This is a genomic window from Ensifer adhaerens (assembly GCF_002940685.1).
Taxonomy (GTDB): domain Bacteria; phylum Pseudomonadota; class Alphaproteobacteria; order Rhizobiales; family Rhizobiaceae; genus Ensifer; species Ensifer adhaerens_E.
Map to the genome: position 1 here is coordinate 105,026 of NZ_PNFP01000010.1, position 24,471 is coordinate 129,496.

The 24,471-nt window shown below is 63.5% G+C and carries 18 protein-coding genes; 14 read left to right on the plus strand and 4 right to left on the minus strand.

Features of this window, described 5'->3' with window-relative positions:
- Positions 1–6: 6 nt before the first annotated feature.
- Both C1A35_RS20055 and C1A35_RS20060 read right to left on the minus strand, forming a co-directional pair.
- Positions 7–1,107 (minus strand): ABC transporter ATP-binding protein, encoded by a 1,101-nt coding sequence (locus C1A35_RS20055; protein ID WP_104666176.1) that lies wholly within the window; start codon positions 1,105–1,107, stop codon positions 7–9.
- Entirely contained in the window at positions 1,104–2,210 is a 1,107-nt protein-coding gene (locus C1A35_RS20060; RefSeq protein ID WP_104666006.1) for an extracellular solute-binding protein, read from the minus strand. Before C1A35_RS20060 ends, C1A35_RS20055 begins: the two co-directional genes overlap by 4 nt.
- Positions 2,211–2,451: 241 nt before the next feature.
- Between C1A35_RS20060 and speB the strand changes: the two genes are divergently transcribed.
- Positions 2,452–3,405, plus strand: a complete 954-nt coding sequence (speB, locus tag C1A35_RS20065) for an agmatinase (RefSeq protein WP_104666007.1) — start codon at positions 2,452–2,454, stop codon at positions 3,403–3,405.
- A 75-nt stretch (positions 3,406–3,480) separates the two neighbouring features.
- On the opposite strand, the gene C1A35_RS20070 is transcribed toward speB, so the two are convergent.
- Positions 3,481–4,449, minus strand: a complete 969-nt coding sequence (locus C1A35_RS20070; protein ID WP_104666008.1) for a DUF808 domain-containing protein — start codon at positions 4,447–4,449, stop codon at positions 3,481–3,483.
- Positions 4,450–4,706: 257 nt separating this feature from the next.
- On the opposite strand from C1A35_RS20070, the gene C1A35_RS20075 reads away from it, so the two are divergent.
- The 3 genes from C1A35_RS20075 to C1A35_RS20085 are packed head-to-tail and all read left to right on the plus strand — an operon-like array spanning position 4,707 to position 9,706.
- Positions 4,707–5,315, plus strand: a complete 609-nt coding sequence (locus tag C1A35_RS20075; protein WP_104666009.1) for a TetR family transcriptional regulator — start codon at positions 4,707–4,709, stop codon at positions 5,313–5,315.
- 57 nt (positions 5,316–5,372) lie between these two features.
- A complete protein-coding gene (locus C1A35_RS20080) occupies positions 5,373–6,524 on the plus strand; it encodes an efflux RND transporter periplasmic adaptor subunit (protein ID WP_104666010.1) in 1,152 nt (383 codons plus the stop codon).
- A gap of 26 nt (positions 6,525–6,550) precedes the next feature.
- Positions 6,551–9,706 carry an efflux RND transporter permease subunit gene (locus C1A35_RS20085; RefSeq protein WP_104666011.1) on the plus strand — a complete coding sequence of 1,052 codons (3,156 nt, stop codon included), beginning with the start codon at positions 6,551–6,553 and terminating at the stop codon, positions 9,704–9,706.
- Positions 9,707–9,759: 53 nt separating this feature from the next.
- Here C1A35_RS20085 and C1A35_RS20090 read toward each other — a convergent pair whose 3' ends face one another.
- Positions 9,760–9,990, minus strand: a complete 231-nt coding sequence (locus tag C1A35_RS20090; protein WP_104666012.1) for a hypothetical protein — start codon at positions 9,988–9,990, stop codon at positions 9,760–9,762.
- A gap of 148 nt (positions 9,991–10,138) precedes the next feature.
- Here C1A35_RS20090 and C1A35_RS20095 point away from each other — a divergent pair, with 148 nt between their 5' ends.
- From C1A35_RS20095 to C1A35_RS20135, 10 genes are all read left to right on the plus strand, one after another.
- Positions 10,139–11,068 (plus strand): sugar ABC transporter substrate-binding protein, encoded by a 930-nt coding sequence (locus tag C1A35_RS20095; RefSeq protein ID WP_104666013.1) that lies wholly within the window; start codon positions 10,139–10,141, stop codon positions 11,066–11,068.
- A 553-nt stretch (positions 11,069–11,621) separates the two neighbouring features.
- A complete protein-coding gene (locus tag C1A35_RS20100) occupies positions 11,622–12,854 on the plus strand; it encodes an HlyD family secretion protein (RefSeq protein ID WP_104666014.1) in 1,233 nt (410 codons plus the stop codon).
- The gene (locus tag C1A35_RS20105; protein ID WP_104666015.1) at positions 12,836–14,833 is read left to right on the plus strand and encodes a glycosyltransferase; all 1,998 of its coding nucleotides are present in this window, start codon (positions 12,836–12,838) and stop codon (positions 14,831–14,833) included. Before C1A35_RS20100 ends, C1A35_RS20105 begins: the two co-directional genes overlap by 19 nt.
- 317 nt (positions 14,834–15,150) lie before the next feature.
- Entirely contained in the window at positions 15,151–15,294 is a 144-nt protein-coding gene (locus C1A35_RS36010) for a hypothetical protein (RefSeq protein WP_158665107.1), read from the plus strand.
- Between the two features lie 86 nt (positions 15,295–15,380).
- Positions 15,381–17,405: a beta-N-acetylhexosaminidase gene (locus C1A35_RS20110; RefSeq protein WP_104666016.1), complete on the plus strand. Its 2,025-nt coding sequence runs from the start codon at positions 15,381–15,383 to the stop codon at positions 17,403–17,405.
- Between the two features lie 251 nt (positions 17,406–17,656).
- Positions 17,657–18,535, plus strand: a complete 879-nt coding sequence (locus tag C1A35_RS20115) for a LysR substrate-binding domain-containing protein (RefSeq protein ID WP_104666017.1) — start codon at positions 17,657–17,659, stop codon at positions 18,533–18,535.
- A 194-nt stretch (positions 18,536–18,729) separates the two neighbouring features.
- A complete protein-coding gene (gene aldA / locus C1A35_RS20120) occupies positions 18,730–20,154 on the plus strand; it encodes an aldehyde dehydrogenase (protein ID WP_104666018.1) in 1,425 nt (474 codons plus the stop codon).
- A 107-nt stretch (positions 20,155–20,261) separates the two neighbouring features.
- On the plus strand, positions 20,262–21,539 hold the full coding sequence (locus C1A35_RS20125) for an MFS transporter (protein WP_199772983.1): 1,278 nt from the start codon (positions 20,262–20,264) through the stop codon (positions 21,537–21,539).
- Positions 21,540–21,544: 5 nt separating this feature from the next.
- Positions 21,545–22,762 carry a mandelate racemase/muconate lactonizing enzyme family protein gene (locus tag C1A35_RS20130; protein WP_104666020.1) on the plus strand — a complete coding sequence of 406 codons (1,218 nt, stop codon included), beginning with the start codon at positions 21,545–21,547 and terminating at the stop codon, positions 22,760–22,762.
- A 22-nt stretch (positions 22,763–22,784) separates the two neighbouring features.
- Positions 22,785–24,398: a GMC family oxidoreductase gene (locus tag C1A35_RS20135; RefSeq protein WP_104666177.1), complete on the plus strand. Its 1,614-nt coding sequence runs from the start codon at positions 22,785–22,787 to the stop codon at positions 24,396–24,398.
- Positions 24,399–24,471 lie beyond the last annotated feature (73 nt).

The window sequence follows — 24,471 nt, forward strand, 5'->3', positions numbered from 1 at the left end:
GATCTCCTACTCCGCCAGCAGGCGGCTTGCCTGCGGCGGCCAGCTTGCGAACACGCGGTCGCCGACGCGGAGATCGCTTTCGCCGCCGAGATTGACCCGGCGCGCGTCGAGTGTTGCGCCGGAGTTCAGTCGGACGCGGTAGTGCCGCTCGACGCCGGTATAGGTGAGTTGCTCCACCGTGCCTTCGAGGCCGCTGCCCGAAGTCGAAAGCTCCACCCGTTCCGGGCGAACCGAGACCCAGAACGGCTGATCGAGTGCCACCCGGTCGGTGAAGCCGGCGCGCAGACCGCCGCCGGCCTCGTCGCTTTCGATCCGGAGCTCTTCGCCGCTGCGCTCCGCTCGGCCCCCGGCAAAGACATTCGTCTCGCCGAGGAACTTGGCGACATAGCGCGACCGCGGCGTTTCGTAGACTTCTGACGGTGAGCCCACCTGCAGCACCTGCCCCTGCTTCATGATGGCGATGCGGGTAGAAACGGTCATCGCCTCGTGCTGGTCGTGGGTGACGATGATGAAGGTGAGGCCGAGTTCGCGTTGCAGGCGGACGAGTTCGAGCTGGGTTTCGGTGCGCAGGTTCTTGTCGAGCGCGCCGAGGGGCTCGTCGAGCAAAAGCACCTTGGGCCGCTTGACCAGCGCCCGGGCGAGCGCCACGCGCTGGCGCTGGCCGCCGGAAAGCTGCGCCGGCTTGCGGTCGAGCAGTGCAGACAGCTGCAGCTTTTCCGCCACCTCGTCGATGCGCTTCCTGATCTCGCTCTTGTCGAGGCCGTCCTGCTGCAGGCCGAAGGCGATGTTCTTGCCGACTGTCAGATGCGGAAAGAGCGCGTAGGACTGGAACATCATGTTGGTCGGGCGTTTATGCGCCGGAACGTCGGTGACGTCGGCACCCTCCAACCTGATCGCGCCCGAGGTCGGCGTCTCGAAGCCGGCGATCATCCGCAGCAGCGTCGACTTTCCGCAGCCGGATGGTCCGAGCAGCGAGAAGAACTCGCCTTTCTCGATACTGAGGTTGATGTTGTTGACGGCGGTGACGACGCCATAGGACTTCGCCAGGTTCTCGATCGAAATATAGGATTGCACGGGGTCTGATCCTGCTGTTGACGGTTCGCCTATTGGCCGGCCCTGAACGCCGACCAGACGCGGGTGCGCTCGCGCGTCTGGCGCGGCGGCAGCGACTTGTCGACGAAGAGCTTGGAACGGACCTCCGCAGGAGGGTAGATGTTCGGGTTGTCGCGGATCGCGGCATCGACTTCCGCCGTCGCCGCCGCATTGGCATTGGCGTAGAAGACGTGGTTGCTGATGGCAGCCACCGTCTTCGGCTCGAGAATGTAGTCGATGAAGGCGAGCGCCTGTTCCGGGTCCGGTGCGTCGGCGGGGATCGCCATCGTGTCGAAGGAGATGATCGTGCCTTCCTTCGGGATCGCGTAGTCGACCGTAACGTCGGTCTCGGCTTCTTCGGCGCGGGCAGCCGCAATGCCGGCATCGCCGCTCCACATCAGCGCCAGGCAGAGCTGGCCGGAGGCCATGTCGGCCACGAGCTGGCCGCTCTGCATATGGCGGATAAAGGGGCGCAGCTTCAGCAGCAGTTCCTTGGCTTTGTCGAGATCCTCCGCCTTTGTGGAATAAGGATCGAGGCCGAGATAGTTGAGCGCGATCGGGATCACCTCGTTTGGCGCGTCGACAATGCCTATGCCGCAGTCCTGGAACTTTGCTGCCACTTCAGGCTTGAAGAACATGTCGAGGCTGTTGGTCGGCGCATCCGGCAGGCGCGCGCTGACGAGCTTGGCGTTGTAGGCAACGCCCGTCGTCAGCCACATGTAGGGGACGAGATACTTGTTCGCGGGGTCGTGCTCGGCCACGAGCTTCAGGAGGTCCTTGTCGAGATTGCCGTAGTTCTTGAGGGCGGTGATATCGATCGGCTTTAAAGCGCCGGACTGGATGAGGCGTTCTCCGACGGTTGCGCTCGGAAAGGCGACATCGAAGCCGCTGCCGCCGGCAAGCAGCCGCGTCTCGAGCACTTCCAGCGAATCGTAGAAATCGACCCGCGTTTCCACTCCGGTCCTGGCCTGGAAGTTCGAAACGGTGTCTTCGGCGAAGTAGTCGGAGAAATTGTAGATGAACAGTTTGTCCTGCGCCTGTGCAGTTGTTGAGACCGTGATGGCCGCGAGTGACGCGGCGAGCATGGAGCGCAAAATGGTGCGACGTGAGTTTTGCATGTTTCCTCCCAAAGACACGGTATTTTTGTTTTCGCCAAAGTGATTGGCCGGTCCTGTGAGGGCAACACTCCCTTTGGCTAGGTGCGGGCGGCGCGGCATCGTCGTAAACGGCAATCGACGCCTGCCTTCGCTGGATCGACCGTGTTGGTTTGATCGCGATCGAAGTAACATTCGATCAATGGGCATTTCTCGGCCTGCAGCGCCTGATAGGGTTCCGGCGAGATCAAAAGGGAGAGCCTCGATGGAAGAGAAATTCAACCAGCCGCTCGGCGGCAACGACATGCCCCGCTTTGGTGGCCCGGGCACGATGATGCGCCTTCCAACAGCGGCGTCGGCCGCCGGCCTCGACGCCTGCTTCGTCGGCATTCCCATGGATATCGGCGCGTCCAACCGTTCCGGTACGCGCTATGGACCGCGCCAGATCCGCGCGGAATCCGTGATGATCCGTCCCTACAACATGGCGACCGGTGCTGCCCCCTTCGAAAGCCTGCAGGTCGCCGATATCGGCGACATCGCCATCAATACCTTCAACCTGCCGGCCAATATGGAGATCATCACCCGCAACATCGGCGAGATCCTGAAGCACGACTGCATTCCGCTGACCCTCGGTGGCGATCACACGATCAGCTACCCGATCCTGAAGGCGATCGCCGAAAAGCATGGGCCGGTCGCCCTCATCCATGTCGATGCGCACGCGGATATCAACGACACGATGTTCGGCGAAAAGATCGCCCACGGCACCCCGTTTCGTCGCGCCTATGAGGACGGCTGCCTCAATCCCAATCTCGTTTTCCAGATTGGCCTGCGCGGCACCGGTTATGCGTCTGACGATTTCGACTGGTCGCGTGACAAGGGCTTCACTGTCGTGCCAGCCGAGGAATGCTGGCACAAGTCGCTGGTGCCGCTGATCGAAGGCATCCGCGCGAAGATCGGCAACCACAAGACCTATTTGACCTTCGATATCGACAGCCTCGATCCGGCCTATGCGCCGGGCACCGGTACGCCCGAGATCGGGGGTCTTACCGTCATCCAGGCACTCGAGATCATCCGCGGCTGCCGCGGCCTCAACCTGGTCGGCGCCGATCTCGTCGAGGTGAGCCCGCCCTTCGACACGACGGGAACGACCGCGATCACCGCGGCGAACCTGCTTTATGAAACGCTCTGCGTGCTGCCGGGGGTGAAGTACAAGCGGTAACGGCTCCGGCAAGCTTGATTGCGGATTGGCAGGAGGCCGGAGGCGGCCTCCTTTCCGAAAACCTTTCGAACGCCTTTAGTGCTTTGCCGGGCGCAGACGCCCCCAGATCGGCGCGACGACATTGCCCATGACGACGATCGTGACGGCACCGACGACGAGGGCGAGCAGTGCCTGCTGTGCCGAGGTCGCAAGCCAGCCGACGAGCCCGGGCGCGAACTGAAGCGCCTGCGCGACATGCTCGGAGATGTCGTGGATGAAATGTTCCGGCCCGACCTCGCCAAGTTGCGCCATGCCATGCACGAGAATGCTGCCCCCGACCCACAGCATGGCGGCGGTGCCGATGGCGGCGAGAGCCTTGAGGAACACGGGCATGCCGAGCACCAGTCCGCGGCCGAGCGGCCGCAGGAGCGCGACGGGGTTTTTGGCAAGCGCGACGCCGGCATCGTCGGCCTTCACGATCAAACCGACCGCTCCGTAGACGGCAAGCGTGATGAGGATGCCGACGCCGGCCAGAACTCCTGCCTGCGTGTAGATGCTGGCGTCGGCAACGGTCGAGAGCGTCAGCGCCATGATCTCGGCGGAAAGAATGAAGTCGGTTCGGATAGCGCCCGCAACCTTTTCGTTTTCAAGCGCTGCCGGATCGCTGGTGGCACCGAGCACGGCTTCCTCATGTGCGTGGGCGGCATGGGGGAAGAGGGCACCATAGAGCTTCTCGGCGCCCTCGTAGCAGAGATAGATGCCGCCGACCATGAGCAGCGGCGTGATCGCCCACGGCGCGAAATAGCCGAGCAGGAGCGCTCCGGGCAGAAGGAAAAGCAGCTTGTTCTTGAGCGAGCCGTAGGCAATCCGCGCGATGATCGGCAGTTCCCGTTCCGGCGTCAGGCCAACGACGTAGCGTGGCGTCACAGCCGCATCGTCGATCACGACGCCAGCGGCCTTGGTGCTGGCCTTCACCGTCTGGGCGGCGACGTCGTCGAGCGAGGCGGCAGCCATCTTGGCGATCGCAGTGATATCGTCGAGGAGGGCGATGAGACCTGTGGCCATTGACGGCTGAACCCTTTGAGAGAAATCCGAAAAAGCGGCAGTTAAGTCGCCAGTACCTACCATGGTGTGTCGAGTCAACGGCCGCTGCGGTTGCGTCAGTCATGGTCTGCATCGCAGAGCCTTCAGATGGTCCGGCGGCGGCCATTCTGGTCTTCAAATGTGATCGCCATGCCCGACTGTACCATTGACGCACACTTCGTTTCGATTTACGACTGACGAAATACGAAATTCGTCAGTCGTAAATCGAAAGGCCAGCGATGCCCGTGAACAACGATATCGTCGTCGACCAGACACGGCAGGACAACATCACGCGCATCCTCGATGCGGCGGAGGGGCTGTTTCGGCACTTCGGCTACAGCAAGACCAATGTTGCCGACATCGCCCGCGAGCTCGGCATGTCGCCGGCAAACATCTACCGTTTCTTTGCCTCGAAGACCGAGATCCACCAGGCGCTTTGCGCGCGCATGCTCGCGGCCAGCTACCAGATGGCGCAGGAGATCTGCCAGTTGCCGCTGAGCGCGAGCGAGCGCCTGCACCGCTACGTCCATGCCCAGCATAAAATGACCGTCGAACTGATGCTCGACGACACGAAGGTGCACGAGATGGTGATCGTTGCCATCGAGCGCGAGTGGCACGTCATCGACAAGCACATCGACAGGATCGACGCGCTTCTGGCCGACGTCATCCGCGAAGGGATTGCCGCGGGCGAGTTCCGTGACCAGGACGCCGATGCCGCGTCCCGCTGCTTCGGGGCGGCGACCGTCACGCTTTGCCATCCGCAAATGGTCGCCCAGTGTCTGAGCAAGACGAACCGCGCAAGTCCGGAAGAGCTTGTCGAATTCGCGATCAACGCATTGAAAATCTAGCAGAAATATTCCCGGCGTGGCTTCGGGCCTGCGCCAGCCTGTTTTGGGAGTGCGAACATGTTTAAGCTCATAGAATTTCGCCGCCGTATTTCATTTTTTGCCACTGCTGCACTCCTCTCGACGCTCGCGGCGACACTGGCCGGCTGCTCGCAGGAAAAGACCGAAGCCACTGCTGTGGTGCGCCCGGTCAAGGTCGTCGAGATCGCTGAGGCCGACACGGCCCGCCAGCTCAGCTATTCCGGCTCCGTGCGAGCGCGGACCGAAATGAACCTCGGCTTCCGCGTCAGCGGCAAGATCGTCGAGCGGGTCGTCAATGTCGGCGACCGCGTAAAGGTCGGCGATCTGCTGGCGCGCGTCGACGCCACCGACTATGAGCTCGCCGTACGCAGCGCCTCGGCCAATCTGGAAGCATCCGAGCGCCAGGTCGAGACGGTCAAGCTGGTTCGCGACCGCGCCGAGCAGCTGCTCGCCCGGAAGTTTGCCTCGCAGGCGCAGTTCGACCAGTCGGTGCTGAGCTACAACCAGGCAGTGGCGACGCGCGACGCCGCGAAGTCGGCGCTGTCGCAGGCGGAGAACCAGGTGACCTATACGAACCTCGTTTCCGACCGGCCTGGCATCGTCACCACGATCAATGCCGATGTCGGCCAGGTCGTCGGTTCGGGCACGCCTGTCGCAACCGTCGCCGTCGAAGGCGAAAAGGAAGTGCAGGTCGCCGTGCCCGAGACGGAGATCGCCAATTTCAAGGCCGGCTTGCCGGTCAAGGTCGGGCTCTGGTCCGACACCGGGCTGTCGCTTGACGGCGCGGTGCGCGAGGTGGCCGGCAGCGCCGACCAGCAGTCGCGGACATTTTCCGTGCGGGTGAGCCTGCCGAACGATCCGCGGGTTCTGCTCGGCATGACCGCGACCGTCGAGGCGTCGGCCGGCAATGGCAAGGCGTACGTTTCGGTCCCCTTGAGCGCGCTGGCGCAGAAGGACGGCTACACCATTGTCTGGGTCGTCGATCGCGGCACGGAAACCGTCCGCAGCCGTCCGGTCACGCTTGCGGATTTCACCGCCGATGGCGTGCGCGTCACCGACGGCCTCGACGTGGGCGATCTCGTCGTCGCCGCCGGCACGCAGTTCATGGCCGACGACCTCAAGGTGACGATCTCGGACGCGACAACGCAAGTTTCCGCTTCGGTGCAGGCCGAAGCCCCCCTCGTGCGCTGACACCCGAGAACCGCGGAACCGAGCCGATGACCACCTCCTCTTCCGATGAAAAACGGCCCTTCAACCTTTCTCGTTGGGCCATTGCGCATCCGAGCATGGCGCGCTTCCTGTTCGGCCTCATCATTCTCGCCGGTGTTTTCGGCCTGATGCGCATGGGGCAGAAGGAGGACCCGGATTTCACCTTCCGCGTCATGGTCGTGCAGGCTTTCTGGCCCGGCGCCTCGATCGAGGAGATGCAGGACCAGGTCGTCAACAAGATCGAGCGCAAGCTGCAGGAAACGCCGCATCTCGATTTCGTGCGCTCCTATACCCGCGCCGGCAGTGCGATCATCACGCTGCAGGTCGAGGGCGACACCAATGCGCAGCAGGTGGCGGACGCCTTCTATCAGGTCCGCAAGAAGGTCGGTGACATCTCCAACGAACTCCCGGAGGGATTGCTCGGCCCGTACTTCAACGACGAGTTCGGCGACACCTTCATCACGCTGCATTCGCTGAGCGGTGAAGGCTACAGCTACCCGGAGCTGAAGAAGTTCGCGATCCAGGCGCGCGACATGCTGTTGACGACGCCGGGCGTCGAAAAGGCCGTCATCATCGGCGACCAGCCGGAGAAGATCTACATCGACGTGTCCTCGCAGGTGCTGGCCGAACGCGGGCTGACGCTCAACGACCTGCGCAGCACGATTGCCGGCCAGAACAACATCGATCCGGCCGGCTCCGTCGATACCGGCACGCGCTCGGTGCGCATCTCGGTCGAAGGCAGCCTCGACAAGGTCGAGGACCTGAAGAACCTGCGCCTTCGTGCCGGCGGCCAGATCACCCGCCTCGGTGATATCGCCACGGTCAGCTCCGGTCTCGAAGACCCCTATTCACGCAAGTTCCGCTTCAACGGTCAGGACAGCGTGCAGCTCGGTGTCGTCATGGCCAAGGGCTTCAAGGTGACCGATGTCGGCAAGGCGGTCGAAGCGACCTATGAGCACTTCGAGGCGTCGCTGCCCTATGGCGTCAAGGTCGACCAGGTGTCGAACCAGCCTGAAGTGGTCAAGGAAGCGGTCGGCGAATTCATGAAGGCGCTCGGCGAGGCGCTCGCGATCGTGCTCGTCGTGTCGTTCTTGTCGATCGGCTGGCGCTCGGGCCTGGTGATCGCGATCACTATCCCGCTGGTGCTGGCCGCCACTTTCGCCATCATGTACGAACTCGGCATCGACCTGCAGCGCATCTCGCTCGGCGCGCTGATCATTGCGCTCGGCCTTCTGGTCGATGACGCCATGATCGTCGTCGAGATGATGGAAAGGAAGCTGGAGGAGGGGCTCGTCAAGGTCGAGGCCGCGAGCTTTGCCTATACCTCCACCGCCTTCCCGATGCTGACGGGCACGCTGATCACCACGGCCGGCTTCATTCCCGTCGGCTTTGCCGCCTCGACCGCCGGCGAATATGTGCGCTCGCTGTTCTATGTCGTCGGCATCGCGCTCGTCGTTTCCTGGTTCGTGGCGGTCTATTTCACCCCCTGGCTCGGCAACATGCTTCTGAAGCAGCGCAGCCACGCCGGCAACCATCACGACGTCTTCGACACGCGCTTCTACCGTCGCCTGCGCACGACCGTCACCTGGGCCGTGCGCCATCGCATCATCGTGCTTTCGACGACGCTCGTCCTTTTCTTCGTCAGCCTCTGGGCCTTCCAGTTCATCCCGAAGAACTTCTTCCCGCAATCGTCGCGACCGGAAATCCTCGTCGACCTCTGGCTGCCCGAAGGCACGAGCATCAAGGAAGTCGAAAAGCAGGCCAAGGCCCTCGAGGCCCGCATGATGGACGACGAGGACAAGCGCTTCATCGCCACCTATATCGGCGAAGGTGCGCCGCGCTTCTTCCTGCCGCTCGACCAGCAGCTGCGCAATCCGAACTTCGCCCAGCTTCTCGTGATGGCCAAGGACGAACCGGCGCGCGAACGGCTGATCGCCAAGATGCGCGCGATCCTGGCTTCCGACTTCCCGTCGATCCGCGCCAAGGTCGATCGCCTGTTCCTCGGCCCGCCGACCGGCTGGCCGGTGCAGATGCGCGTCATGGGGCCGGACCGCGAGGAAGTCAGGCGCATAGCCGACCGGGTGAAGGCGAAGTTCCACGAGAACCCGCTGCTCGGCGCCGTGCACGACGACTGGCTGGAGCCGGTGCCGGGCATGAAGCTGGTGATCGACCAGGACCGCGCCCGCGCGCTTGGCGTCACGTCCCAGCGCATCCGTCAGATGCTGCAGGCGAGCGTCACCGGTGCGCCGCTCGATAACTTCCGCGACGGCGAGGAGACGGTGGCGATCGTCGCTCGCGAGCCGGCGGAGAGCCGCAAGCTCCTCAGCTCGGTCGACTCCATCTACATCCCGACCGACTTCGGTGGTTTCGTGCCGCTCTCGCAGGTGGCCAAGGTCGTGCCCGTACTCGAGCAGGGCATCGAGTGGCGCCGCGATCGCCTGCCGACGATCACCGTGCGCGGCACGCTGCCCGATGGCGTGCAGCCGAACGACGTGGCGATGAAGATGTTCGGCGAGATGCAGTCGCTGCGCGACAGCCTGCCCGCCGGCTATTCGATCGCCATCCAGGGCGGGGCTGAAGATTCGGCGGAAAGCCAGGCCTCGATCGCCGCCAAGGCACCGATCATGCTCGGCGTCATCGTCATCCTGCTGATGATCCAGCTCCAGCATTTCGGCAAGGCGATGCTGGTTCTCGCGACCGGTCCCCTCGGCATCATCGGCGCTGCGGCCGCGCTTCTGATCAGTGGCGCGCCCTTCGGCTTCGTCGCGATCCTCGGCGTCATCGCGCTGCTCGGCATCATCATGCGCAACTCGATCATCCTGGTCGACCAGATCGACCAGGATATCGCGGCGGGCATGGACCGCGCCGAGGCGATCATCGGCTCCGCCGTCCGGCGTTTCCGGCCGATCACGCTCACCGCCCTGACGGCCGTGCTGGCGCTGATCCCGATCTCGCGCGGTGTCTTCTGGGGGCCGCTTGCCTACGCCATGATGGGCGGCATTCTGGTCGCGACCGTGCTGACCATTCTGGTGCTGCCGGCGGGCTATGCGCTCTTCTTCGGGCGCGAACCGAAGAAGGGGCCCGTCGAACCGGAAACGGCGGAAGAAGCCGCAGCCGACGATGCAAAGACTGTTCCTTATCCCGCAGCCGTGGCGGCGGAGTAGCGCCGCGGTGGCTTTCGGGGGTGTCGACCGGGCGGCGACCATGCCGCCCGATGTCAGGCGGTGATGTACATCGCCTGACCCTGGGCGAGGCACTGGAAAAGTTCATATCCCAGCCAGATATAGCCGCGGCGTCCATTCCATTCGTATCCCCGGGTCTCACTGAAGCTGTTCTGGATGAGCATGGCCTGCTGCTCGTCGCCATAGCCGATGATCAACATGCAATGGCCGGTGTTCGGCAACTTTTCGAGGGGCCCTGTCAGCGGCTCCGGCCCCTCATATTCCATGAAGCCGCCGTTCAGTGACTTGAGTTTGCCGGGGTTTTGATCGTCCGGTGTTCCGGCAATAATGAAATGTGTGTTTCACTATTGACTCTTTGTGGATCATCCATTCCGTTTGCCGCCCATTGATCATCTGTTTCCAGGGAGGTTTCGAATGAGGAAGTTGTTGTTCGCCGCAGTGGCGACCCTGCTCGCCGGCACGGCGCACGCCGAGAACATCGGTATCACCATCGCCCGTTCCGACAGCGCGTTCCTGACGATCCTGCGTCAGGGCATGGAAGACCGGGCCGCCAAGCTCGACGGCGTGTCGGTTCAGGTCGAGGACGCCCAGAACGATCCGAGCAAGCAGCTGGATCAGGTGCAGAACTTCATTTCCTCCGGCGTTGATGCGATCGTCGTGGTCGCCGTCGATGGTGACAGCACCCCGGCGTTGACGAAACTGGCAAGTGCCGCCGGCATTCCGATCGTCTACGCCAACCACCCGCCGGCCGATGTCGATACGCTTCCGCCGACCGCCGCCTTCGTCGGCTCGAACGAGATCGATTCCGGCACGCTGGAAACGAAGGAAGTGTGCCGGCTGCTTGGCGGCAAGGGCGCCGTCTACGTCCTGATGGGGCCACTCAACAATCATTCGTCCCTGACCCGCACGAAGGATATCCACGACGTCATCGCCACGGACGCCTGCAAGGGCATGAGCGTGATCGAGGAGCAGAGCGCCAACTGGGATCGCCTCGAGGCCAGCAACATCATGACCAACTGGCTGTCGACCGGGCGCGCATTCGATGCCGTCATCGCCAACAATGACGAGATGGCGATCGGCGCGATTCAGGCCATGAAGGCGGCGGGCACCGACATGTCGAAGGTGGTGGTCGGCGGTATCGACGCCACGCCGGACGGGCTTGCCGCCATGGCTTCAGGCGATCTCGACGTCACCGTTTTCCAGAACGCTATCGCGCAGGGCGCAACGGCGATGGATGCGGCGGTCGCCCTGGCGCGAGAGGAAAAGACCGAACGGCAGATCTGGGTTCCGTTCGAACTGGTGACGCCCGAAAACATGAAGGACTATGCCAAGGCGAACCAATAGACCTGCGCGGCACTATCGTCGGATCGCCATCGGCGAGAGACGGTCGGGGGTGGATCTCGGCTTCAATTGACGCCGAAAGCCGGCAGGCCGCGTGCTGCGGCCTGCCGATTCCCTCTCGTGTCCGGCAGATGTCCTCCGATCGCTCCGCCCAGCATGCGTCCCAACCGATTGCCGACGTGCAGATCGCGATCGCGGCCTTGTGGCCGGTGGCTGTTTTCGATCCGCGTCCCTGCCGAGTTGGGACACCCGAACCTTTCCCTGATCCCGGGTTGTGCCGTCGCCTTCCTCGCGATGATCCGCCAGGTGCGCCGTCGAAACCGGCCGACTGAAGGTCTCTCACGCGCGCAACGCGATCGGGGGCCGCGCTTTCGTGTGCCAGCCGGCCGCCGATTGTTCGCACCTGGTTAACCGAATGACAAAAGCACCAACTTCTAAGGGTTGCCCACGGCGCATTTGCGCACGATCTTCTTTCCTGGCCGGAACGGCGGATAGGCACGGGATCACACCCAGGTGTCTGCCACGCACGGCGAGATCGTGAGTGGGAACGGTTGGCATGCTCCTGAACCATCGCATCACACGGATCACCGTCGGCATCTTGTTGCTAACGCTTGCAATCGTGGTCCTCCTGCCCGGTTTGACGGGCTTTACCAGCCTCGACGGCACGGTGAACGCACGCTTTGCCGTCATCAACGCGCCGATCGATGGCGAGATCGGACAGGCGCCGCCACGCATCGGCACGCCGGTTGCCGAAAACGAGACGCTGCTGACCATCCGCAATGAACGGGTCAACCGGGCGATCCTTGCGTCCTTGCACGCGGAAGGAAAGACGGCTCTCGATCGGGTCACGGCGCTGGAGCGGGAGCGGAACGAACTTGTGGGCCTTCGCGACCAGCTAGCGAGCCGACTGGAGATTTTCAAGAACGCGACCATCGCCAGCCTGGAGCGGGAGCTTCGCATCCTGCAGAAGCGGGTGGAGGTGTCGCAGGCGCAGGACTTCGTTGCCAAGGTCGACCTCGACCGGCGTCAGGAACTGGAATCGAAGGGCATCTTCACGCGCAAGATGGTGGAGGCGGCCAAGGCGGCGGGCGCTGCCACAGGCGGCGAGGTCGAGATCAGCAATATGTCGCTGGAGTTGCTGGAACAACGTCTGGCTGCGGTTCGCCAGGGGATTTTCGTCGTTGGCGACGGCCAGAACGACGTGCCCTATTCGCACCAGCGTCAGGATGAAGTCGTCGTGCGCATCAGCGACCTCAACACCCGCATCGTGGAAAACAGCACGCGCGCCGACCAGATCGAACGTCAGTTGGTCGAGGAGGAGAAGCGGGTTCGCAGTCTCGAACTCGCGGCCATTGCCTCGCCCTTCAGCGGCGTTGTCTGGAGCCGCAATGTCGTCAATGGCTCCAACGTCATCCTGAACAACGAACTGATGCGCATCCTCGATTGCCGCGAACTCTTCGTCGATATTCTCGTGCCCGAGGTCGACTACGACGAGATCTATCCGGGGCGGGAGGCCGAGGTCCGGCTCCTCGGGCGAAGCGAGGTCTTCAAAGGCAAGGTGCAGGCGGTCAAGGGTTCGTCTGCCGTCGTCGAAAAGGACAACCTCGCCGCCAAGGAACCGGAGACGGATGAACGCGACGCGCGCATCCGCATCCAGCTCGCCCCGTCCGCACTCAACAGCGATTTCGGCAATTTCTGCCAGGTGGGACGGACCGCCCAGGTGCGCATCTCCAAGCACAACCTGCAACTGACGCAGTGGATCAAAGGCCTGTGGTTCAACCTGTTCTAGCGCTGGCGCCCACATTGCTGGTCATCGCCTTCTTCCTGCTTGGACCGTCCAACTGGTCGCGGCATCAAAGCTGGGCGCGAACCATCACTTGCCTTGTCGTTGGCGTCGTTGCGCTGCGCTACATGATCTGGCGCCTTACCGAAACCGTTCTTCCCTATCCGGCCGGTGGCGCGAACGTCTACTGGGTCTGGTTCGTCTTTATCGTCGAGCTCCTGGCTTTCACCGAAGTGGTGCTCTTCCTTATCCTGATGAGCCGCTACGTGGATCGCAGCGCCGAGGCCGATCGCCTCGGGAAGACATTCTTCACCCGCAAACACCAGGATCTGCCGACCGTCGACGTTTTCATCCCGACCTACAACGAGCCGATCGACGTTCTCGAGCGCACCATCGTCGGGGCATTGGCGCTCGACTATCCGAAGGACAAGTTCAGGGTCTACGTGCTGGATGACGGCCGGCGCGCGTGGTTGAAGGCGTTTTGCGAAGAGCGCGGAGCGGTCCATGTCACGCGACCGGACAATGCCCACGCGAAGGCCGGCAACATGAACAGCGGCCTGCGGGCGAGTTCGGGCGACTTCATTGCCATTTTCGACGCGGACTTCGTGCCCTATCGCCACTTTCTCAGGCGCACATTACCGTTCTTTTCGGATGAGACAATCGGCATCGTCCAGACACCGCAGCATTTTTTCAACGTCGATCCGGTGCAATCCAATCTCGGCCTGGAAAACATCTGGCCGGACGAACAACGCCTGTTCTTCGACGAGATCGCGCCCAGCCGCGACGTCTGGGACGTCAGCTTCTGTTGCGGCTCCTGCTCGATCGCCCGTCGCAAGGCGGTTGATGCCATCGGCGAGTTCCCCACGGAGTCGATCACCGAAGACCTGCTGACGACACTGTCGATGCTCAACAAGGGCTACAAGACGCGCTACCTGAACGAGCGCCTTTCCATGGGCTTGGCCGCCGAGAACCTGACAGGCTACTTCGTCCAGCGCGAACGCTGGTGCCAGGGCGGCATCCAGACGCTCTACCTGCACAACGGCCCCCTGCGCGGGCCGGGTCTGTCGCTGTTTCAGCGGATCATGTTTCTCCCCATGTCCTGGCTTGTTCAATATCTCGTTCGCCTGGTCGTCCTGCTGGTGCCGATCGCCTATCTCTGGTTCGGCGCCCTGCCGCTGCACTTCACCGGCGTTGCCGACTATGTATCGAACCAGATCCCCGTTCTCGCAGCCTATTTCCTGTTGATGCTGTGGATCACGCCGACGCGCTACCTGCCTGTGGTTTCCAGCGCCGTCGGGACTTTCGCGACGTTCCGCATGCTGCCGACAGTGGTTTCCAGTCTGATCAGACCGTTCGGCAAGCCGTTCAAGGTCACCCCCAAAGGGACGGGCAACGAGACTAACGCTTTCGACGCCTACACGTTTGCCTGGATCGCCGGCTTCATCGTCCTCACGGCCCTGGGTCTCCTGATCAATCTCGTTCCCGAGACCTCGCAGGTTCGAGGCTCGTTTTCGGCGATCGGCGCTGTTTGGGCCGGCATCAACATCGTCGTGCTGGTCATCGCCTCGCTCATCTGTTTCGAAAAGCCTCGCCGCCTCTTCCAGGCCTTCAAGCTCGATGAGCCCGCCAGCGTCGAAGGCACGCCCGGCCGCGTCGTCAGCCTCTCGCTCGACAAGGCGGTGGTCGCCGTTCCGGCCGAGACACGCTTCGATTCGGCGGCGGTGACGCTCAGGCTCGACGGTTTCGTGCCTTTACAGGCCGAACTCCGACAGGTCACGCAGCGCGGCGGTGACATCACCCGGTCCGGAGACAAGCGACGCTACTATCTCCACCTCCACTACGAACTCGATGGCGAGGAGCGCGACAGAATGATCGTCAAGCTCTATACCGGCCGCTACTCCCAGGACGTTCCTGATATCGACAAGGTCGCGGTCTCCGTGAACCTGTTGCTGCGTGCCTTCGGTCGCACGCGCACCGTCTCCTGACATGGGGCCGTTGCGCGCCCGCATGTTTCAACGCTGGTTGCCATCAAAGTCCGACAGGCCGCTCAGCGATTCGCATTTTCCACCACTTAACCAGGCGTTCCGCGACGATATTTAACTTCGAAATACCACTTGAGGGATCGGATCATATCTTTCGCCAGCGCAGCGGACCTCGATTGACAGTGCGTCTTTGCCGGACCTATCGTTAAGTCAAGCTGCTTGACTTAATAGTTCAGTACGAAACCTGGAGGGGAGTTCGTCATGACGGCAGTCGAGGAGATGCGGCCTTTGCGCCGTGCGTCGCGGGACGGGAGGAGTGAATGGCACAGCCTTTTGCGGCGGTTGTTACCGCGCCGATGAGGTTCGGCGCGACCGAGTTCCGCGCCGAAGCATTGCTCGCCGCACACGAGCAGACGAGTCGAACGCAGCGCTTCAAGCCAGCCCTTGGCCAAACCTCGACGTGAGCTATGTAAATCAGGGACAGCCCTTCCCACCCATTCTACCGGCCGCTCGAGCCGACGCAGAGATCAACCTTTCACGGAGCCATTCGATGACGTTTGCCGCCAAATCTGAATTCCTGCTGGAAACGCTCTGGGTGCCGGTTGGCACCGCCGACAGGTCGGTCTATGCGCTGACGCTCACCAACAATTCGGACCGGCCGCTCAAGGGCTTTCGCCTTGGTGTGTCCGGGCCGGCGCGCATCGATCCCGCCGCCGAGGTCGAGGGCGGACAGCTTCTGGTCCGGCTCTCCAACTATGCGGAGTTCGCGCCGCCGGAAGGCTTCGAGCTTAAGCCTGGCGCGACCTGGACGCTCAAGGCCCATGGCATGAGCTTCGAGCCGCGCCACTGGACCGACGGCGCCAACGCCGCCTTTCTGGTGCTTGCCGACGGCACGAACGCGCCGGTCGCGGTGCTTGCCTCGCGCGCCCATGGCGACAATGCCGAGCTGAAGCGTGGCGCCGCCGTCTATCCGGTGCCGAAGGTGGCGCCGGTGCCGGTCTCGATCGTGCCGTGGCCGCAGGCGGTTGCGGTCTCCGGTCAGCTATTGGCGCCTCCGGGCCTCGATCTGAAGGCCGAAGGCAGCGAGGCTTCCGGCGCCGCCAAGGCCTTTGCCGATCTCACCGCAAGTCTGTTTCCGGTCGAGGGTATTGTCCGGCCGGCGGCGGAGGGCGGTTTCCCGGTCGAATTGTCAAAGGCGTCGGACCTTGGTCCGGAGGCCTACACGATCCGCTTCTCGCCAGCCGGCGTTGCCATTTCGGGCGGTAGCCAGACGGGTATCCTCTACGGCCTGATCACGCTCGGCCAGGTCCTGCGCGGCGCACGGTCGCATCCGGGCACCTTCGTGTTTCCGACGGGTGGCGAGATCAAGGACGAGCCGGCGCTCGCCTGGCGCGGCACCCATCTCGACGTCGCCCGGCAGTTCTATAGCACCGCCGAGGTCGAGCGCTTCCTGCGGCTTATGGCCTGGAACAAGCTCAACCGTTTCCACTGGCACCTGACCGACGACGAGGCCTGGCGCATCGAGATTGACGCCTATCCGGCGCTCACCGAAATCGGCGCCTGGCGCGGCCACGGGCGCAAGATCCCGCCACTGCTCGGTTCCGGGCCTGAACCGACGGGCGGCTACTACACCAAGGCGGCGGTTCGCCAGATCGTGGCGCTTGCCGCCAGTCTCGGAATCGAGGTGATGCCGGAGATCGATATCCCCGGTCACTCCTACGCGATGCTGCAGGCGATCCCGGAACTGCGCGATCCCGAGGAGAAGGGCAGCTATCATTCGGTTCAGGGCTTCCCGGACAATTGCCTCAACCCGGCGCGCGAAGAGACCTATCGTGTGCTGGAAGTCATCTTCGACGAATTGATCGAACTCTTTCCGATGCGCGCCATCCATGTCGGCGCCGACGAGGTGCCGCTCGGCGCCTGGTCCGGTTCGCCCGAGGCGCTGTCGCGGCTTCGGGCCGTTGCCGGCGATGAGGTGGCCGATACCCACGCCAAGCGCCTGAACGTCGTCACCAACACCCATGGCGCCGACGAGATCGACGGTTCGGGTGCCGCGGTGCTGCAGGGCGAGTTCCTGGCACGCGTCCAGGCGTTCCTGGCGAGCCGAAATTGCGTCACCGGTGGCTGGCAGGAGGCCGCCCACGGCAACGTCATCGACAAGGCGAAATCGCTGCTCTTTGGCTGGCGCACGGTGGAGGCATCCGCAGCGCTTGCCGAGGAAGGCTACGACATCGTCGTCTGCCCGGGCCAGGTCTATTATCTCGACATGGCCAACAGCCCCGCCTGGTCGGAGCCAGGCGGCAGCTGGGCCGGCTGGTCGGACCCGGAAAAGCTCTACACATTTGACCCCGTGGAAGGCTGGACGGATGCGCAGAAGAAGCATCTGCTCGGTGTGCAATGCTGCATCTGGTCCGAGCCGATGACCGATCGCGCTGTCTTCGACCGGCTCGTCTTCCCGCGGCTTTCGGCGCTGGCGGAAACCGGCTGGACGCGACCCGAACGCAAGTCCTTCAAGCGCTTCGAGGCGCTGGTCGGGCTGATGCCGGTGCTCTACGGCTTTTATGCTGCGGAGTAGGGCGTGAGTTTCCAGTTTTCGTCTGGACTTGGCCGGACGATTGATTGGATGGGTGAACGGCGGCGCAAGCCGCCGTTTGTCACTCGGAGTTGGCCCGAGCGTCATTGCCGTGATTTGGATTTTCCTGCTTGTACGTTGGCGCGTGGCACGCAAAAGTGCGCATCGTTTCCGACGACGACGGCCGCGGAAATGTGAGTTTGCTGAGCCCTGAGGCCAAGATATCGATGCGAAGACTTCCTGGATTGTCGGCGATGAAGGTCTTCGAAGTGGTCGGCCAGACCCGTAGCTTCACGCGCGCGGCCGAGCGCCTCAACCTGACGCAGAGCGCTGTCAGCCGGCAGGTCCGCAACCTCGAGGATGAGCTTGGCGAAGACCTGCTGATCCGCCGCCACCACCATCTCGAATTGACGCCGGCCGGCGCCGAGCTGCTGGCGACGATCCAGGAGGCGTTTCACAGCATCGAGGTGTCGCTGCGCAGCATCACCGAGAAGAGCAACCAGAACCGTTTGCGGATCAACGTCCCGCCGACCTTTGCCAAGCGCTGGCTGCTGCCGCGTCTGCCGCGGCTGCGTGAGGCCTTACCCGATGTCGATATCAGCCTCGGTACCGAAGCCGCGGATACGCTGGCCGAGCGCGGACTTCTCGACTGCGCCATCCGCTTCGGCGACGGCGAATGGCCGATGCTGGACGCCAGCATCCTGATGACGGAGCGGCACGTCGTCGTCTGCGCGCCATCGCTGCTCGAAGGGCTGAAAATCGAAGGCCCATCCGACCTGCAGCGTTTTACCTTCCTGCATGTGCTCGCCTCGCCCGACCGGCGGTATCTGACCTGGCGTCACTGGCTGGACGCGGCCGGTTTCCAGGATGTCGATACCCGCGGGGGCCTCGAGTTCGATTTGCTCGATCTCGCAATCGAGGCGGCCTGTGCGGGGCTGGGCGTCACCGTCGCCGACCGCTCAATGGTCCGCAACCAGTTGCAGACCGGCCAATTGGTGCAGCTTTTCGATGTCGAGGTCGAGGGTCACGAATCCTACTGGTTCGTGACGCGGCCCCAGGCCGTAAACGACCGCAAGGTGGATGCTTTCCGTACCTGGCTGCTCGCAGAAGTCGCCGCCGACCGGGTCGCCTGAGCCAAGCATTCCATTTTGGAATGCTCTCACTGAAAAATACTCGCTTGTGCCTGCGGACCTATCGTCGCAACAGTTTCGTGACGGTCTCGGTCGGGGAGAGAGACGGGCCGTCGCTCGTTGCGCCCTCTCCCGCTTCATCCGTATCCCCGCGCGCTCCTGGTGCCAGGATCGGCCGCAAACACATCCGAGATGCCATGAGCCCCTATCGCAACTTTTCCGGCGGTCGTTTCATCGAAAGCATGTCTGCGATGACGATCGACGTCCGCAATCCGGCAACCGGCCAGGTCTTTACATCGGTGCCGGCAGCCACGGACGACGAGGCAAGGGCGGCTGTCGAGGCAGCCGTGAAAGCGCAGCGCGGCTGGGCCGCCCTGCCGGCGATCCAGCGTGGTGATGCGCTGCGCCGGCTGGCGTCAGTGCTCGAAAGCCGGGCCGAGGGCATCGGCGCGGCCCTTGCGAAGGAGTCGGGCAAGAGCCTTGCCGACGCGACTGCCGAAGTCATCTACGGCGCCGAACTGATGCGCTATCATGCCGAATGGGCGCGGCGCATCGAAGGCGAAGTGATCGAGAGCGACAATCCGGGCGAGACGCTTCTCCTGAAGCGTGTTCCGATCGGCGTCGCCGCCTGCCTGATCCCGTTCAACTATCCGATCTACACGCTGGTGCGGAAGATCGCCCCGGCGCTGATATCCGGCAACGCCGTCGTCGTGCGGCCGAGCAACAACACGCCGACGTCCGCCTTCGCGGTGGCTGAAGCGATCGTCGAGGCCGGCCTGCCGGAGGGGCTCGTCAACATACTGACCATGTCGCATGACGTTGCAAAAACGCTCTGCACCCATCCCGGCATCGGCATGATCACGCTGACCGGCAGCGTTTCGGCCGGGCGCATCGTGCTCGACTACTGCAAGGAAAACATCGCCAAGCCCTCTCTCGAACTCGGCGGCAAGACCCCCGTCATCGTCGAGCCGGATGCGGATCTCGATGCTGTGGCACAGGCGATCATCGCCGCCAAGACCGCCCATTGCGGCCAGGTCTGCACCAGTGCCGAGCGGCTCTATGTGCAAGAAAGCGTGCATGACAAGCTGGTCGCCAAGCTGCGTGAAGGCTTTGCCGCCCGCGGCTTCGGCGACCGCGCCGAGGATGCGACCCGCATGGGCCCGCTCGCCAATGCCGCGGCGCAGAAGCGCGTGCATGAAATGGTCGAGCAGGCGAAGGCTGAAGGCGGCATCGTTGAAATCGGTGGCTATCTGCCTGACGGTCCGGGTTACTTCTATCCGCCGACGCTGATTTCCGGCTGCGCCCAAGAGATGGAGATCGTGCGCGAAGAGGTCTTCGGCCCAGTTCTCGCGGTGATCCGCTATTCCAGCTTCGAGGAGGCGCTGGCGAAGGCGAGCGACCATCAGTTCGGCCTGAGCTCGGTGCTCTTCACCGAGAACTATCGCACCGTCATGCGCGCGAGCGACGCGATCGAGGCGGGTGAGCTCTACGTCAACCGCTTCCCGGCTGACCCCTATCAGGGCTTCCATGCCGGCTGGAAACGTTCGGGCCTCGGCGGCGACGACGGCAAGCACGGCATGCTGGAGTTCACCCAGACGCGCCTGGTCGTCTTGAAACACTGATCATTTGAAATGACACAATTCCGGACGGGAACCGGAATTGTTCGGACATCAACATCAAGACCGGGCCGATGGCATGCTCCCGCCATCGGTCGGGGAGGAGACTGCCTGTGAGCTTGACTGCTGAAACCGAAATCGCCGCGCCGTCCGTACCGGCCCGTAGCCGCTACCTGCAGCTGGCGCTGATCGTGATCGCCGCCGGCGCGATCTATCCGATCCTCTATCTGCGCCAGTCCTACCAGACGACGATGCTGGAGGTGCTGAAGCTTTCGAACACCGAGCTCGGCGTGCTCTATTCCATTCTCGGCACGAGCTTCCTACTCGGCTACCTGCCGAGCGGCTGGCTCGCCGACCGCGTCCAGCCGCGCATCCTGATCCTCGTCTCCATGGTCGGCACCGGTTTGCTCGGCCTCTGGTACGCGACGCTGCCCGGCTATTCGGCGCTGCTCGTCATCTATTGCGGCTTCGGCGTCACGACGGGCCTGACATTCTGGGCCGCCACGCTGAAGCAGGTGAACCTGATTGCCGGCGCCAATGAGCAGGGACGCTTTTTCGGCATTCTCGATGGTGGCCGCGGCCTGGTCGAGGCGCTGCTCGCGAGCGTCGCGATCGCGCTCTTCGTCTTTGCGACAGAAACGCGCGGCGCCGGGCTTGCCACGGGTTTCCGCGACGTCGTGCTGCTCTATGCCATCTTCTGCATCGTCGTCGGCATTGCCTATTTTGCCGTGTCGCAGCCGGTCAAGACGGACAGGTCTGCGCGCAAGCGTGAGGGTAGCCTGCTTGCCGACATCAAGACGCTGCTCCGCATTCCGGAGGTCTGGCTCGTCGCTGCGATCATCTTCTGCGGCTACCACGTCTTTCTCGCGACTTACAGCTTCTCGGCCTATCTGCAGGAAGGCGGCTTCGGAATTTCCGCCGCGATGGCCGGCCTGATCGTCACCATCAAGCTGTGGCTGCGGCCGGTCGGCGGCATCGGCGGCGGGCTCCTCGGCGACCGCTACGGCAAGACCGGCATTCTGCTCCTGAGCTTCGTTGTCGCGGCCGCCAGCCTGGTGGCAATGATCGCCCTGCCGGGCATCGGTTCCACGGTCCTTTTCGTCGGGCTGGTGCTGCTGGTCGGTCTGATCACCTACACGATCCGTGGCCTCTATTGGGCGATCCTCGACGATTGCCATGTCCCGGCCAACATCACCGGCCTTGCCATCGGCATCATCTCGCTCGTCGGCTACGCGCCCGACACCTACCTGCCGCTCGTCAACGGATACCTCTCGGACCGCTATCCGGGCATCGCCGGCTACCAGCTCTATTTCGGCTACATCGCCACCATCTGCGTCCTCGGCGCCATCGCCACCCTGGCGCTGATGGCCCGCCTCAAGAAAAAGGGATGACACACATGAAGATCGAGTCTCTCAAGACCTATGCCGTCGCCGTCCCGCCGCCGCATGTGGGCGGCATGTACTGGATCTTCGTGCGCCTCACGACCGCCTGCGGCATCGAGGGCATCGGCGAAATCTACGCGACGTCGTTCCATCCGCGCGCGATGACGCCGCTGATCGAGGACGTGTTCGAGCGGCACCTGCTCGGCCATGATCCGCACCAGATCGAGCGCTTCTGGCGCTCGGCCTATTCGAGCGGCTTCACCCAGCGCCCCGACCCGACGATGATGGGCATCGTCTCGGGTCTCGAAATCGCCTGCTGGGATATCATCGGCAAGGCGGCCGGGAGGCCGGTCGCAGACCTCTTGGGCGGCACGGTGCACGAGAAGCTCCGGGCCTATACCTATCTCTACCCGAAGAATGCAGCCGGCGAATTCGATTTCAACGATCCGGATCTCGCTGCCGAATGCGCCGTCGAAATGGTCGAGATGGGCTTCACCGCCGTCAAGTTCGACCCGGCCGGTCCCTACACCAACTATTCCGGGCATCAGCTCTCGCTCGGCGTGATGGACCGCTCAGAGGAGTTCTGCCGCAAGATCCGCGAGGCGGTCGGAAGCAGCGCCGACCTGCTCTTCGGCACCCATGGCCAGATGGTGCCATCCTCGGCGATCCGGCTGGCCCGGCGTCTCGAAAAATACGACCCGCTCTGGTTCGAAGAACCGGTTCCTCCGGGACAGGAAGCAGCGATGGCAGAGGTGGCGCGCGCGACCTCCATTCCGATTTCGACCGGAGAGCGCCTGACGACCAAGTACGAGTTCCAGCGTGTGCTTGAGCTGAAGGCCGCCTCGATCCTGCAGATGAACGTGGCGCGCGTCGGCGGGCTGCTTGAAGCCAAGAAGATCGCCGGCATGGCCGAGGCCCACTACGCCCAGATCGCGCCGCATCTCTATAACGGCCCGGTGGGTGCGGCCGCCAGCATCCAGCTTTCGGCCGCCACGCCGAACTTCCTGATCCATGAAGCGATCCTCGACTTCTCCGGTTTCCATGCGGACGTGCTGAAGACCAAGCTCGTGGTTGAGGACGGCTACATCATCCCGTCACGCGAGCCCGGCCTTGGCATCGAGCTCGACATGGACGTGGTCGAAAAGCACACGCCCTATACCGGCGAGCGCCTGCACCTGCAGATGGACAGCCGGCCGGCGGACGTGAAGGCCTTTGCGCCGGCGCGCGGCTGAACTCGGACGACAGGGACACGAGATGATCTACGATTACATCATCGTCGGCGCCGGCTCGGCCGGCTGCATCCTTGCGAGCCGCCTCAGCGAAAGCGGCCGCCACCGCGTCCTGCTGCTCGAGGCGGGCGGCAACGACAACTCCTTCTGGTTCAAGATCCCGGTCGGCTACGCCCGCAGCTACTACAATCCTCAGGTCAACTGGATGTATTCGAGCGAGCCGGAAGCCGCGCTTCAGGACCGCAGCATCTATGTGCCGCGCGGCAAGGTCCAGGGCGGCTCCGGATCGATCAATGCGATGATCTATGTGCGCGGTGCCCGCGACGATTTCGACGACTGGAAAAGCGCCGGCAATGCCGGCTGGGGCTATGACGATGTGCTGCCCTATTTCCGCAGGCTCGAGACCCACGCCCGCGGCTCGTCAAAATGGCATGGCGGCGAGGGGCCGATCCACATCACCCCGATGCGCGGCATGACGCATCCGATCACCGATGCCTTCCTCGAAAGCTGCGGTTCGCTGCAACTGCCGCTCAACGAGGATTTCAACGGCGCCTCGATCGAAGGTGCGGGCGTCTACGACGTCAACACCAACAATGGCCGCCGCTCGCATTCGAGCGCGGAATATCTGAGGCCGGCGCTGAAGCGCCCCAATCTCACGATCGAGCGCCATGCCCAGGCGGAAAAGCTGGTCTTTGGCGATGATGGGCGCGTCACCGGTGTCGACGTTATCCAGAACGGCACGCGCCGCCGCTTCACCGCCGGACGTGAAGTCATCGTCGCTGCCGGCGCCGTCGGCAGTCCGCAACTGCTGCAGGTCTCGGGCATCGGCGATGGCAAGGCGCTGTCGGCGCTCGGCATCGAGACACGGCGGCACCTGCCGGCCGTCGGCCAGAACTTGCAGGACCACCTCTGTGCGAGCTTCTATTATCGCGCCACCATCCCGACGTTGAACGACGAGTTCGGCAGCCTGTTCGGCCAGATGCGGCTCGGCCTGCAGTATCTGCTGACCGGCAAGGGCCCGTTCTCGATGAGCGTCAACCAGGCGGGCGGCTTCTTCCGCGGCAGGCCCGACGAAGAGCGGCCGAACATTCAGCTCTACTTCAACCCGCTGTCCTACCGCATCCCCAAGGATCCGAAGGCGGGGCTGAAGCCGGAACCCTATCCGGGTTACCTGATCTGCTTCAACTCCTGCCGGCCGACCAGCCGCGGCAGCATTTCGATCGCATCGCCCGATGCGGCGCAAAAGCCGCTGATCCGGCCGAACTACCTCACGACCGATCGCGATATCGACGAGGTGCTGCAGGGAAGCCGGCTGGTGCGGCGGATCGCGTCCGCTTCCGCCCTTTCTTCGCTGACCGCCGAAGAAATCTCGCCGGCGCCCGTGGTTCAGAGCGACGAAGCGCTGATGGACTATTTCCGCGAAAACTCCGGATCGATCTATCATTTGTGCGGCACATGCACGATGGGGCCGGACGAGACGAGCGCTGTCGTCGACAGCCGTCTGCGGGTCCACGGCGTGCCCGGCTTGCGCGTCGTCGACGCGTCGATCTTCCCCAACATCACCGCCGGCAACATCAACGCGCCGACGATGATGGTTGCCGAAAAGGGCGCCGACCTGATCCTTGCGGACGCCGCTTAGGCTGAACGATGCTCCGGGCCAAACGGGCTGGAGTATCGTTGCGGCGGATCACGGACACAGGGGGAATTGTCCT

Bases quoted from the DNA above. Each gene is read 5' to 3' on its own strand.
- C1A35_RS20070 (WP_104666008.1), bottom strand. From the start codon at position 4,449: ATGGCCACAGGTCTCATCGCCCTCCTCGACGATATCACTGCGATCGCC.
- C1A35_RS20090 (WP_104666012.1), bottom strand. From the start codon at position 9,990: ATGGAATATGAGGGGCCGGAGCCGCTGACAGGGCCCCTCGAAAAGTTG.
- aldA (WP_104666018.1), top strand. From the start codon at position 18,730: ATGAGCCCCTATCGCAACTTTTCCGGCGGTCGTTTCATCGAAAGCATG.
- C1A35_RS20060 (WP_104666006.1), bottom strand. From the start codon at position 2,210: ATGCAAAACTCACGTCGCACCATTTTGCGCTCCATGCTCGCCGCGTCA.
- C1A35_RS20075 (WP_104666009.1), top strand. From the start codon at position 4,707: ATGCCCGTGAACAACGATATCGTCGTCGACCAGACACGGCAGGACAAC.
- C1A35_RS20135 (WP_104666177.1), top strand. From the start codon at position 22,785: ATGATCTACGATTACATCATCGTCGGCGCCGGCTCGGCCGGCTGCATC.
- C1A35_RS20115 (WP_104666017.1), top strand. From the start codon at position 17,657: ATGAAGGTCTTCGAAGTGGTCGGCCAGACCCGTAGCTTCACGCGCGCG.
- C1A35_RS20110 (WP_104666016.1), top strand. From the start codon at position 15,381: ATGACGTTTGCCGCCAAATCTGAATTCCTGCTGGAAACGCTCTGGGTG.
- C1A35_RS20130 (WP_104666020.1), top strand. From the start codon at position 21,545: ATGAAGATCGAGTCTCTCAAGACCTATGCCGTCGCCGTCCCGCCGCCG.
- C1A35_RS20095 (WP_104666013.1), top strand. From the start codon at position 10,139: ATGAGGAAGTTGTTGTTCGCCGCAGTGGCGACCCTGCTCGCCGGCACG.
- C1A35_RS20080 (WP_104666010.1), top strand. From the start codon at position 5,373: ATGTTTAAGCTCATAGAATTTCGCCGCCGTATTTCATTTTTTGCCACT.
- C1A35_RS20085 (WP_104666011.1), top strand. From the start codon at position 6,551: ATGACCACCTCCTCTTCCGATGAAAAACGGCCCTTCAACCTTTCTCGT.
- C1A35_RS36010 (WP_158665107.1), top strand. From the start codon at position 15,151: ATGGCACAGCCTTTTGCGGCGGTTGTTACCGCGCCGATGAGGTTCGGC.
- speB (WP_104666007.1), top strand. From the start codon at position 2,452: ATGGAAGAGAAATTCAACCAGCCGCTCGGCGGCAACGACATGCCCCGC.
- C1A35_RS20100 (WP_104666014.1), top strand. From the start codon at position 11,622: ATGCTCCTGAACCATCGCATCACACGGATCACCGTCGGCATCTTGTTG.